This is a genomic window from Flavobacterium sp. (assembly GCF_050696275.1).
GTDB lineage: Bacteria > Bacteroidota > Bacteroidia > Flavobacteriales > Flavobacteriaceae > Flavobacterium.
Window position 1 is genome coordinate 32682 of record NZ_JBOGUT010000018.1, and the last position, 12664, is coordinate 45345.

Sequence of the window (12664 nt, forward strand, 5' to 3'; positions counted from 1 at the left end):
TCATGAACAGAAAAGAATTTTTAAAAACCTGTGGATTTGGCTGTTTGGCCGGACTTGTCGGAATTTCAATATTGGAAAGCTGTTCGTCTTCTCAGGTTTTGACCAAAGAAATAAAAGGCTCTGATATTTTGGTGCCAATGACTGATTTTGAAATTAAATCGGAAGGGAAAACTGAGTATAAAAAATACATCATTGTTCAAAACGAAATTTTGCAATACCCAATTTGTGTTTACAGACACAATTCGTCAGAATATTCGGCTTTGCTGATGAAATGTACACATCAGAGTGCGGAATTACAGGTTTTTGGAGATAAATTACAATGCGCGGCTCATGGAAGTGAATTCAGTAACAAGGGTGTAGCCGAATCCGGTCCAGCCCAGGGAGATTTGAGAAGTTTCCCAATTATTTTAGAAAACAATACTTTAAAAATATCTTTAAAATGAGATTAAATTTTACCTGCTTTATAGTCACGCTTACTTTTTTTTTCACCATAAATTCTATTGCTCAAATTGATCCAAGTTTACTGAAAAGAGTTCCAAAAGACACAGTCAAAACCCTAAATATGGACGCTCTTTATAATCGTCCGGCTTTAAATATAGCCAAAACACCTATTGCTATCGGTGGTTATCTTGAAGCGAACTGGCAACATCTTACCACGGATGGTATTTCTGAAGGACATCAGTTTCAAGCCCGAAGATTGTCTGTTTTTATGTCATCGGCAATTAGCAAACGCGTGAAATTTTTAAGTGAAATTGAATTTGAAGATGGCGGAAAAGAAGTTGCCATAGAATTTGCTTCCGTTGATGTAGAATTCCATCCTTTAGTTAATTTCAGAGCGGGGATTATTGTAAATCCTATCGGGTCTTTCAATCAAAACCATGACGGACCAAAATGGGAGTTCACTGATCGGCCTATTTCGGCAACTCAAATGTTACCGGGTACATTCAGCAATGCAGGAGCTGGTTTTTTCGGAAAAAAATACCAAAACAATTGGATGGTTGGTTACGAAGCCTATCTTTCGGGAAGTTTCGATAATTCGATAATTGAAAATACCGAGAATAAAACATTCCTTCCGGCAGCAAAAGAAAATCCGGAACGTTTCGAAGAAATCAACAGCGGAGAGCCTTTGTTTACAGGTAAATTAGCTGTCAGAAATACTAAAATAGGAGAGTTAGGGGTTTCTTACATGGGTGGTATTTATAATAAATTTCAGGATGACGGAATTATTTTAGATAAAAAGCGCAGAGTATCTGTATTTGCTTTAGATTTTAATACAACACTTCCAAAAATCAAAACTTTCATTACCACTGAATTTGCCTGGATAAAAGTTGATGTTCCGAGTACGTATACACAACAATTTGGGAACAAACAACACGGGGGTTTTATAGATATTGTTCAGCCGGTTGTAAATAAAACTATTTTGGGATGGGATAATGCCGTGTTAAACGTAGCCTGCAGATTAGAGTATGTAGATTGGAATGTGGGCAGGTTTAATGAAACCGGTGGAAATATTGGCGAAGATATCTGGAGTATCATGCCGGCCGTTAGTTTCAGGCCAACTCCACAAACTGTTTTCAGATTAAATTATCGTTTTCAAAAGCAGCGTGATATCTTAGGAAATCCTCCTGCAATCACTGACGGATTCAATTTAGGAATTTCGACTTATTTTTAAGATTCTAAAGCAAATATTATTAAATTTGCTTCCTTATAAAAATTAAGTCATGTTACAAATAGCATTTATTAGAGAAAACCAGGAAAAAGTAATCAAAGCTTTGGCAAAGAGAAATCTTGATGTTACCGCTTTGGTTGCAAGAGTTGTGTCACTAGACGAAAAACGTCGTGCAACACAAGTAGAATTAGACAACATTTTGGCCGAATCTAATAAGCTGTCCAAAGACGTGGGTGAGCTGATGAAGAATGGTGAAAAAGCCAAGGCAGAAATACTAAAAGAAAAATCAGCACAATTCAGAGAAAAAAGCAAAGAACTTTCAGAAGTTTTAAATGCAGTTACAGAAGAATTAACGGAAGAATTATACAAGCTACCTAATCTTCCTGCGGATATTGTTCCAGTTGGAAAAACACCTGAAGAAAACGTCAATATTTTTGAAGAAGGAGACGTTCCAGTTTTGCATGAAGGAGCAATGCCACATTGGGATTTAATTAAAAAATACGATATCGTTGATTTCGAATTAGGTACTAAAATAACTGCGCCAGGATTTCCTGTGTATAAAGGAAAAGGTGCCAAATTACAACGTGCGCTAATTTCTTATTTCTTAGATAAAAATACGGAAGCCGGTTATCAGGAATACCAGGTTCCACATATGGTCAATGAGGCTTCAGCCTACGGAACGGGTCAATTGCCGGACAAAGAAGGGCAAATGTACCACGATGCTAAAGATAATTTATACCTGATTCCGACTGCGGAAGTTCCGGTAACAAACATTTTCAGAGATGTGATTTTGCAGGAAAATGAATTGCCTGTTTTATGTACAGGATATACGCCATGTTTCCGTCGTGAAGCAGGCTCATGGGGAGCACACGTTCGTGGATTGAATCGTTTGCACCAATTTGACAAAGTGGAAATTGTACGTATCGAGCACCCTGAAAAATCACACGAAGCACTTGATGGTATGGTAGAGCATGTAAAAGGTATTTTACAGGAATTGAAATTACCGTATAGAATTCTTCGTCTTTGCGGTGGTGACATGGGGTTTGCTTCAGCATTGACGTATGATTTTGAAGTGTTTTCAACCGCTCAGGATCGTTGGTTAGAAATTTCATCTGTTTCTAATTTTGAAACTTTCCAGGCCAACCGATTGAAACTGCGTTTTAAAGGGAAAGATGGAAAAACACAATTAGCTCATACCTTAAACGGAAGTTCATTAGCACTTCCAAGGGTTTTAGCCGGAATTTTAGAAAATTGCCAAACACCTGAAGGAATCGTAATCCCGGAAGTATTACGAAAATATACAGGTTTTGATATTATAAATTAAGACAAACTTATCATTTTACGATGTACTAATGAAGCATAAAATTGTTACATTAGTACATTGTTTTTTTATAGAAAATGAAAAACTTCTTTTTGTTTATTGGTTTGCTCTGGTCAATGTTTGTTTTTTCACAAAACGAACAATTGGCTCAAAATTATGTGGACAGAGGTGAGTTTGACAAAGCCATTGTTATTTACGAAGACTTAATTAAGATTCAGCCCAATAATTATCAGTATTTTCAGAAGCAGGTGCTGTGTTATCAGCAGTTGAAACAATTTGACAAAGCTGAATTTTTAATCCAGAATAAGCTTGCCCGAACAAAACAGCCCAATTTATATATTGAATTGGGATACAATTATCAGTTGCAAAAGAAAATTGATAAAGCGAATGCTAACTATGATTTAGCACTTGGGAAAATAAGTGAAAACCCCAATAACGTCTTTACAATTGCTCGTGATTTTGAGCAAAAAGTATTGGTAGAACAAGCTATTCAAGCGTATACTCTGGGAATTAAAAGCAATCCCAATTTCAATTTTGATTATCAGATTGCGCTGCTTCAGGGGCAATTGGGCAAACTCGAACTGATGACTGATAAGTTATTGGATTACAGTTTTTCAAATCCGACCAATTTACCTTTGGTACAAAGTCAGCTCGTTCGTTTTATGATGGAAGATACGCAGAAAACATTTACTGAATATGTAAAAAAAGCGTTGTTACTCCGTACACAGAAAAATCAGGAGTTGTTCTGGAATCAATTTATGAGCTGGTTTTTTGTTCAGCAAAAAGAGTATGGAAAGGCATTTATTCAAGAGAAAGCAATCTTTAAACGAAGTCCTGATAATTTTTTCAATATCATTAATCTGGCAAAAATGGCTATTGATGATAAAGAAAGTGAAACAGCAAGAGAAATATTAGACTTTATTCTGCTCAACACACAGGATTTAGAATTGCAGATGCAGGCGCATTATCAGTTGGCTTTGATGGATATTGATAAGGCTTCCGCCAAAGAATATCCGGCAATTAAAGCTAAATTGGATTTGTTGCTCAAACAATTCGGAATTTCACCTTATTCTTTGAATCTCCAAATTCTTCATGCGCATTTTAATGCTTTTTATCTTAAAGAATTAGAATCGGCAAAAGCCACATTGGTAAAAGCTTTGGAACTGCCGTTAAACAATTATCAAAAAGCAGAAGTTAAAATCGAATTGGCCGATGTATTGCTTTTGGATGAAAAATTCAACCAGGCAATCATTTATTATGCCCAAGTGGAAGACGATTTAGAAAACGATGCTGTCGCACATGAAGCCAGTCTGAAAATGGCAAAAGCAAGTTATTTCAAAGGAGATTTCGAATGGTCACAAAAACAATTTAAAGTCTTGAAATCTTCCACATCACAACTTATAGCGAACGATGCAATGGAGTTATTTTTGCTGATAAGCGACAATACGGTTGAAGATTCTACCCACGTAGCTTTAAAGAAATTCTCTAAGGCAGATTTTTTAGCCTATCAGAATAAAGATAATGAAGCAATGCTGCAGTTTAAAGCTATTTTAGACCAGCATAAAGAGCAAAGTATCGAAGATGTGACATTGTTGAGAATAGGTAAATTATACGAAAAACAACAAGATTTTTTACAGGCGTTAACCTATTTTCAAAAAATTATAGACAAGCATGCCGAAAGTATTTACATCGATGAAGCTCTTTTTTTCTCAGCAGAAATTTACCGCAAGCAATTGCAGGATGTAGAGAAAGCCAAGGCCAATTACGAAAAAATAATATTCAGCCACGAAGACAGTATTTACTTTGTAGAGGCAAGGAATAATTTCAGGAAACTGCGGGGAGATACTAATTTATAATTCAAAGGTTGCTCTTTTGGATAACTGATTGAGCCAATAACCAAATTTTACAATTACAGAGATATGATAATTTACAACGTAACCATCAATATACACGAAAGTGTTCACGACGAATGGATGAAATGGATGCAGGAAAAACACATTAAAGATGTTTTGGCGACAGGGAAATTTTCGTCAGCGCGAATGGTCAAGGTTTTAGTCGAAGAAGAAATGGGAGGCGTTACTTATTCCATCCAATATACTACAGACAGTAAAGAAACCCTGGAAAGATATTACGAAGAAGATGCACCGCGTTTGAGAGCGGAAGGATTAAGGCTTTTTGCTGATAAAATGCTTGCTTTCAGAACGGAATTAGAGCTTATTTCAGAGCATTAAAGAGATAATTCTGCCTTTGGAAAATGGTATCGGGCAAATGCATGAAATTTAAATTCTCTAAAATCAAAAAACCAACAGTCTAACCGCTAAATAGCTTAATAATTTAAGTATGGACAAAGTAAAAGCCAAAAAACATCTCGGGCAGCATTTTTTAAATGATGAGAGCATTGCAAAAAGAATAGCAGATTCGCTGACGTTAGACCGATACAAAAAGGTTTTGGAAATAGGTCCTGGGATGGGTGTACTGACTAAGTATTTGCTCGAAAAACCTATTGAAACGTATGTTATCGAAATCGATACGGAATCCGTAGAATATTTGAATGTACATTATCCGAAGCTGGAAGGAAAAGTCATTTCAAAAGATTTTTTAAAATACAATATTAAGGAGGTTTTCGGTGATGAGCCATTTGCTATTATTGGAAATTTCCCATACAATATTTCGACACAAATTGTGTTCAGGACATTAGAGCTTCGTGACCAGATACCGGAATTTTCGGGGATGTTTCAAAAAGAAGTTGCAGAAAGAATCTGTTCCAAAAAAGGAAGCAAAGTTTATGGGATTTTATCTGTTTTAGCACAGGCATTTTATGATGTTGAATATCTTTTTACTGTTGATGAGCACGTGTTTAATCCTCCACCAAAAGTAAAATCAGGTGTGATGAGAATGATTAGAAAAGAAAATTATCATTTGCCTTGTGACGAAAAATTATTATTTAATGTTGTGAAAACTTCGTTTAACCAGCGAAGAAAAACAATGAGAAACAGCTTAAAATCACTCAATCTGTCGGATAATTTGCGAGAAGATAGTATCTTTGACCTCCGTCCGGAACAGATTTCGGTGGAACAATTTATAGAACTCACTCAAAAAATAGCAGCCGATGGAGTTTAAAATCAGCAAAGATCTAATACAAGAATTAGAGCAACTTATTCAAAATAAAGACGACAAGCAATTGGAAGTTTTATTGAATGACTTGCACCATGCTGATATTGCTGAAATTCTGGATGAACTTGATTTTGAAGAAGCTACCTATATTTTCAAAGTCCTTGATTCAGAAAAGACGGCTGAAATCCTTCTGGAACTAGAAGATGATTTAAGAGAAAATATATTAAAAAGATTATCCGCAAAAGAAATCGCAGAAGAGCTTGATGAGCTTAACACCGATGATGCGGCTGATATTATTGGGGAACTTTCGCAATCTAAAAAAGAAGAGGTAATCTCCGAGCTGGAAGACCTGGAACACGCAAAAGACATCGTTGATCTATTGCGTTATGACGAAGATACTGCCGGAGGTCTGATGGGGAAAGAGCTTGTAAAAGTGAATGAAAACTGGACCGTGCTTACCTGTGTAAAAGAGATGCGGGCGCAAGCTGAAAATGTTTCCAGAGTGCATTCTATTTATGTGATTGATGATGAAGGAAGATTGAAAGGAAGGTTATCTCTTAAAGATTTGCTTACAACATCTACCAAAACCCAGATTGCAGATATCTATATCAAAAAAGTAACTTCAGTCAATGTCGATGCCGAAGATGTTGAAGTAGCCCGTATCATGCAAAAATACGACTTGGAAGCCATTCCTGTTGTAGATGAAATGGGACGATTGGTTGGCCGGATTACCATTGACGACATTATTGATGTTATTAAAGATGAAGCAGATAAGGATTACCAATTAGCAGCGGGTATTACACAAGACGTTGAAGCAAATGACAGTGTTCTTGAACTTACAAAAGCCCGATTGCCATGGCTTTTAATGGGTATGGTTATTGAAATTGTAGCCTCATTTGCCTTAAAGAACAATGAAGGTGCTTTCCAAAAATATTCTACGTTAATTATTTTTGTGCCTTTGCTTTCGGCAACTGCCGGAAACATCGGGGTGCAGGCATCTGCTATTGTGGTACAAGGTTTAGCGAATGGTACCATAAAAGAATTCAGTCGAAAATATTTTAGCAAAGAGATTACTGTATCAATGATTTCAGGGACCATTATCTCTTTGTTTCTTTTGCTGTACCATTCTGTAATGTATCAACAGTATCAGGTAGGTTTAGCCATTTCTATTTCTATTATTGTAGTGATTTTGTTTGCTGCTACTTTAGGCACCTTGGTTCCTTTATTTCTGCATAAAAATAAAATCGATCCTGCAATTGCTACTGGACCGTTTATTACAACAACTAATGACGTTTTCGGGATTATTCTTTATTTTGCAATCGCCAGATTGGTTCTTGGGTTTTAGAGATTTCAATCGACAAGGACAAAACCGTAACTTTCAGGAAGGAAATCGAAATCCGTTGCAGGCTTTTTCGGATACAAACTAATCACTTCATTTCAATTCAAATTTGTAACTTTGGAAGAATCAGAATCCAGAAATCTTGAATCAAAACATCAAAATCCTTCATATTGACAGCAATCATCCTTTATTATGGGAACAATTGCAACAAGCCGGTTTTAGTAATTACGAAGACTTTGTATCATCTAAAGAAGAAGTCGAAGCTAAAATTCATGACTATCAAGGCATTGTTATTCGCAGCCGATTTAAAATTGACAAAACATTTTTAGACAAAGCAACCAACCTGCAGTTTATTGCCAGGGTAGGGGCTGGTCTGGAAAGTATCGATTGTGAGTATGCAATCAGTAAAGGAATCCATCTTATAGCCGCTCCCGAAGGCAACAGGAATGCGGTAGGCGAACATGCTTTAGGGACATTATTGTCGTTAATGAATAAGCTTAACAAGGCCGATAAAGAAATTCGTTCCGGACATTGGAACCGGGAATCCAATCGTGGGCATGAACTCGACGGAAAAACGGTGGGAATTATTGGTTATGGGAATATGGGTAAATCGTTTGCCAAGAAATTGCGTGGATTTGATGTTGCCGTTTTGTGTTATGATATTTTGAATGATGTAGGAGACGAAAACGCAAAACAGGTTTCCCTTACTGAACTGCAGGAAAAAGCAGATGTATTGAGTCTTCACATTCCGTGGACTCCGGAAACCGATAAAATGATTTGCACTGATTTTATCGATGCTTTTGCGAAACCTTTTTGGTTAATTAATACGTCAAGAGGGAAGAATGTTGTTACAGCCGATTTAGTAACTGCTCTGCGCTCCGGGAAAATTTATGGTGCCGGATTGGATGTTTTGGAATATGAGAAACTTTCCTTTGAGACCTTATTTGAAGGAGAAAAACCGGAAGCATTTGAATTCCTGTTGCAAGCCGAAAATGTGCTTTTGACACCTCATATTGCCGGATGGACAGTTGAAAGCAAAGAAAAACTGGCACAAACTATCGTGGATAAAATCTTAAAATTATACATATGAATACAATAGCGTATTATCTGACTGTTTTTGTGGGTGTTTTAACCTGTCTGCAGTTTATTCCGCATGCTTTTTTAGGAATGCCTGCCGTCATAGAGCATATTGCGAAAGGAGAAATTCAAGCGCCTGCAGCCGAAGGTATGCAGATTATCTGGATGTATTCTTCGATTATGATGTTGTTGTCTGGGATTTGGATGTTGTTTTTGGCCAAACCGATTAAAAACGGAAGCCATTTGGCAAGAACTCAAGGATTGCTATTGGCATTAGGGCTGGTTGCTTTTGGAATGGGTAGCAGTTATATTGCCAAGGAAGTGTTCAATCATTTATTTTTCTTTACAGTGGAAGGGATTCTACTTTTATTGGCCACAACTATTTTCTTTAAAAAACAGACGCATGAGTAAAAAAGATATAAAAAGAGTAACGGGTATTGGAGGTTTTTTCTTTAAAAGCGAAGATCCAAATGCAACTAAAGAATGGTATAAAAACCATTTGGGAATTCCTACAGACCAATATGGCTGGACTTTTTGGTGGAAAGACAAAGAAGGGAATGACTGTTCTACGCAATGGTCGCCATTCGAAGCCGATACAAAATACTTTGAATCCAGCGAAAAACAATTCATGATGAACTTCAGGGTTGATAATTTAGAAATTTTACTTGAAACTTTAAAAGAAGAAGGTGTAACGGTTGTAGGCGAGATGCAATCTTTTGATTATGGGAAGTTTGGCTGGATTCTGGACCTTGAAGGAAATAAAATTGAACTTTGGGAGCCACACGATGGAGCTCTTTAATAGATTGAAATAAGAATGAAACACAAATATTTTAAATAAAAAATTATGATTGATTGGTACAAAAAAGTAATGATTAAAAATTATGCTAATTTTAGCGGAAGGGCCAGGCGAAGCGAATATTGGTATTTCGTATTGATGAATGTTGTTGTCATTGTCTTTTTAGTGATATTGTACCTTTGTATGCTTACTGTTTCAGAGACTTTAGGAGGTGTCTTTTTAGGGGCATTACTGCTTTATTTTCTGATTATTATAATCCCAAGTTTAGCTGTTATTGTGAGAAGGCTACATGATATTAATAAAAGCGGATGGTATTATTTTGTTCGTTTTATCCCAGTGGCGGGACCTATTTGGCTGCTTATATTGTTGTGTACTGATGGTACTGCCGGCAATAATGGTTATGGAAAAGACCCGAAGCAGGAATTTGATGAGATTAATGAAATTGGTATGGAATCTCTTGATTAAAGACGTGTGCAAGTTGGATTGTTGTTGATTTTTTTATTGTAACGAATAATAAACCTACGAAAATAATTACTAAACTACTGTTAAGGAAAACAAAATTTATTTATATTTGAATTCAATGTTTTTGTTTTTTCATTTAAAAAAGCAGGAGTGACTGAAAATCCTTAAGAGTAAGACAAACAAAACTAAAACTATTTATTATGATTGATTGGTACAAAAAAGTAGTCCTTGAGAATTATGCAAATTTTAATGGTCGTGCAAGAAGAAGTGAGTATTGGTATTATACATTAGCGAATTTTATTTTAGCAATTATTGCTATGATACTTGATGGTGTTTTAGGTCTAGGTTTTGGAAAATTTGGATATGGGCCAATTTATGGGCTTCTTTTCTTAGCCACTATAATCCCTTCAATTGCTGTGGCTGTCAGACGTTTGCATGATGTTAATAAAAGCGGATGGTTTATTTTACTAGCTTTTGTACCTCTTGCTAATATATGGCTTTTGATTTTATTATTTACTGAGGGAACCAAAGGCAATAACCAATATGGTGCAGATCCAAAAAGCGATTTTAGCGAGATAAGCGAAATCGGAAGTGTACAAGAGTAAATTTTATAATTAAATAATAACAATGGAAACAACTAAACCTACTGAAGAGTGGAATAAACAGACCGAAATCCCACAAGACAATAAAAAAGTAGCTTGCGGTATTTTAGCTATCCTTTTAGGTCCTCTGGGGATTCATAAATTTCTTTTAGGATATACAAATGAAGGGATTATAATGCTGGTAATAACTCTGTTTACCTGCGGAGCAGCCTCAAGTATCATTGGCCTTATAGAAGGTATTATTTACTTGACAAAGTCTGATCAGGAATTTTACCAGACGTATCAGGTAGGTAAGAAAGGTTGGTTCTAAGAACATAAAAAAAGCCGGGAAAATTTTCCCGGCTTTTTGTTTTTTATAAATCAGCGAACAATTTTATTCTCCTTTTTCAGAAAGTTTTCGTTCCAGTTCCGCTTGAAATTCTTCCATAACCGGTTTTACGGTGCTTTCAGGTAAGTCTGCTATTCGGATATACATTAAGCCGTCGATGGCGTTATTGAACAGCGGATCCACATTAAACGCAACCACACGGGCATTTTGTTTGATGTATTTTTTGATAAGAACAGGTAAGCGTAAATTTCCAGGTTCAATTTCGTCAATGATTTTATCGAATTTAACCAAATCAGCTTCTGCTTCATTGAAAATAAAATCTTTATCCGCATCTTTCAGTTTTACCTTATATTCTTTTTTCGGGTGGATATACTGTGCAACATATGGGTCATAGTAATTCGACTTCATGAACTCAATCATCAATGACTTGGAGAAATCAGAAAATTGGTTACTGATACTTACTCCTCCAATCAGGAATTTGTGTTCAGGATAACGCAATGTAGTGTGTACAATCCCCTTCCATAATAGGAATAATGGCATTGGTTTTTGCTGGTATTCTTTAATGATGAATGCTCGGCCCATTTCGATGGATTTGCTCATCATGTCGTATAATTCCGGTTCAAAACGGAATAAATCCTGCAGATAAAATCCGTCAATACCATATTTTGAAAATATTTCAGACCCCAAGCCCATACGGTAAGCACCGGCGATTTGCTTGGTTTCTTCATCCCATAAAAACATGTGATGGTAATATTTGTCAAATTTGTCTATATCTATAGATTCGTTTGTGCCTTCTCCAACTTCTCTAAAAGTGATTTCTCGTAAACGGCCTATTTCGTGTAGGATATTCGGAATCTGGTTAGCCTCTGCAAAAAACACTTCGTAATTTTTGCTTTGTAACAATCGGGCGTCGTTTTTGCGAAGTTTTTCTACTTCGGCAATCATTTTTTCCTGATTGGCTCCGGTTACGATTTCTTTGGCAGGTTTTGGAATTTTTAAACTTGGAGCTGTCAATAATTTTGATTCTTTAACAAAAGCATTGGACAACATATAGGTTTTCTTGCGTAAAAATTCAGAGTACGCTTCTATAGTTTCGTATTCATTTTGTTCTGCCACCGAAATAGGTTTTCCAATACGCACTTTAATTACCCTGTCTTTTTGAGTCAGTAATTCGGATGGTAATTTTGCAGTACGCAACGTATCATTTATTTTGGAAAGAAAATAAAAAATACGACTGTTTTTAGCGTGGAAATAAATAGGAACAACAGGAACCTGAGCTTTTCGTATTACTTTAATCGCGCCTTCTTCCCAAGCTTTGTCAACAACCAGTCTTTCATCTTTATAGGTTGAAACTTCACCGGCAGGGAACATTCCCAGCGGTTTTCCATCACTCAAATGGCGGAAAGTTTCTTTAAGACCGATGACGCTCGATTTGGCATCCTTATGATTTTCAAAAGGATTAACCGGCATGATGTAGGGTTTTAAAGGCTCGATGCGGTGTAAGAGAAAATTAGCGATAATTTTGAAATTCGGTTCTTTTTCCAACATTAATTTCAAAAGCAAGATGCCATCAATACCACCTAACGGATGATTTGAGATTGTGATGTAAGCGCCGTCTTTCGGTAAACGTTTTAAGTCTTCTTCAGGGATTTCGAATTTTATCTGAAATTCATCTAATATCGAATTCAGAAACTCCACATCTTTTAAGTGTTTGTTTCTGTCGTAAATTTTGTTAAGTGTCGAAATTTGAAGTACTTTCATGAGTAACCAACCCGAGAAAGTCCCTAAAACTCCATATTTATCGGCATTTATAGCTTTTGCAACTTCTTTAGCGGTAACTAAACCCATTTAATTTTTTGATTTTATGCGAGAAACAAAGATAGCAAAACTTGTGGAACTTAAAGAAAAGTTTTGTGGATAATGCACTCCTGATTTATCAGACTGTTGAAAAAAACA

14 protein-coding genes are annotated in these 12664 nt (G+C 36.1%); 13 read left to right on the forward strand and 1 reads right to left on the reverse strand.

Translation table 11 applies throughout. The features are described 5' to 3' along the window. The first annotated feature begins 2 nt into the window (after positions 1–2). From ACRDEC_RS10450 to ACRDEC_RS10510, 13 genes are all read left to right on the forward strand, one after another. A complete protein-coding gene (locus tag ACRDEC_RS10450) occupies positions 3–443 on the forward strand; it encodes a Rieske (2Fe-2S) protein (RefSeq protein ID WP_431498281.1) in 441 nt (146 codons plus the stop codon). Next, the gene (locus ACRDEC_RS10455) at positions 440–1672 is read left to right on the forward strand and encodes a hypothetical protein (protein WP_431498282.1); all 1233 of its coding nucleotides are present in this window, start codon (positions 440–442) and stop codon (positions 1670–1672) included. The genes ACRDEC_RS10450 and ACRDEC_RS10455 overlap by 4 nt, the downstream gene beginning before the upstream one ends. A 49-nt stretch (positions 1673–1721) precedes the next feature. Next, complete coding sequence (gene serS / locus ACRDEC_RS10460) at positions 1722–2993, forward strand: serine--tRNA ligase (RefSeq protein ID WP_431498283.1); 1272 nt, start codon at positions 1722–1724, stop codon at positions 2991–2993. A gap of 74 nt (positions 2994–3067) precedes the next feature. Beyond that, complete coding sequence (locus ACRDEC_RS10465; RefSeq protein WP_431498284.1) at positions 3068–4846, forward strand: tetratricopeptide repeat protein; 1779 nt, start codon at positions 3068–3070, stop codon at positions 4844–4846. Between the two features lie 63 nt (positions 4847–4909). Next, complete coding sequence (locus ACRDEC_RS10470; RefSeq protein ID WP_431498285.1) at positions 4910–5221, forward strand: DUF4286 family protein; 312 nt, start codon at positions 4910–4912, stop codon at positions 5219–5221. A gap of 109 nt (positions 5222–5330) precedes the next feature. Then, on the forward strand, positions 5331–6110 hold the full coding sequence (gene rsmA, locus ACRDEC_RS10475; protein ID WP_431498286.1) for a 16S rRNA (adenine(1518)-N(6)/adenine(1519)-N(6))-dimethyltransferase RsmA: 780 nt from the start codon (positions 5331–5333) through the stop codon (positions 6108–6110). Further along, on the forward strand, positions 6100–7449 hold the full coding sequence (gene mgtE / locus ACRDEC_RS10480) for a magnesium transporter (RefSeq protein ID WP_431498287.1): 1350 nt from the start codon (positions 6100–6102) through the stop codon (positions 7447–7449). Before rsmA ends, mgtE begins: the two co-directional genes overlap by 11 nt. A gap of 133 nt (positions 7450–7582) precedes the next feature. Continuing rightward, positions 7583–8533 carry a 2-hydroxyacid dehydrogenase gene (locus ACRDEC_RS10485; protein ID WP_431498322.1) on the forward strand — a complete coding sequence of 317 codons (951 nt, stop codon included), beginning with the start codon at positions 7583–7585 and terminating at the stop codon, positions 8531–8533. Beyond that, a complete protein-coding gene (locus tag ACRDEC_RS10490) occupies positions 8530–8931 on the forward strand; it encodes a hypothetical protein (RefSeq protein WP_431498288.1) in 402 nt (133 codons plus the stop codon). Before ACRDEC_RS10485 ends, ACRDEC_RS10490 begins: the two co-directional genes overlap by 4 nt. Beyond that, on the forward strand, positions 8924–9319 hold the full coding sequence (locus tag ACRDEC_RS10495; RefSeq protein WP_431498289.1) for a VOC family protein: 396 nt from the start codon (positions 8924–8926) through the stop codon (positions 9317–9319). Before ACRDEC_RS10490 ends, ACRDEC_RS10495 begins: the two co-directional genes overlap by 8 nt. 45 nt (positions 9320–9364) lie before the next feature. Beyond that, entirely contained in the window at positions 9365–9781 is a 417-nt protein-coding gene (locus ACRDEC_RS10500) for a DUF805 domain-containing protein (RefSeq protein ID WP_431498290.1), read from the forward strand. Between the two features lie 197 nt (positions 9782–9978). Further along, complete coding sequence (locus tag ACRDEC_RS10505) at positions 9979–10383, forward strand: DUF805 domain-containing protein (RefSeq protein WP_431498291.1); 405 nt, start codon at positions 9979–9981, stop codon at positions 10381–10383. Between the two features lie 22 nt (positions 10384–10405). Then, positions 10406–10690, forward strand: coding sequence for a TM2 domain-containing protein (locus ACRDEC_RS10510; RefSeq protein ID WP_431498292.1), 285 nt, complete (start codon positions 10406–10408; stop codon positions 10688–10690). Positions 10691–10753: 63 nt separating this feature from the next. On the opposite strand, the gene ACRDEC_RS10515 is transcribed toward ACRDEC_RS10510, so the two are convergent. Then, positions 10754–12556, reverse strand: coding sequence for a GNAT family N-acyltransferase (locus ACRDEC_RS10515; protein WP_431498293.1), 1803 nt, complete (start codon positions 12554–12556; stop codon positions 10754–10756). Positions 12557–12664: the final 108 nt, after the last annotated feature.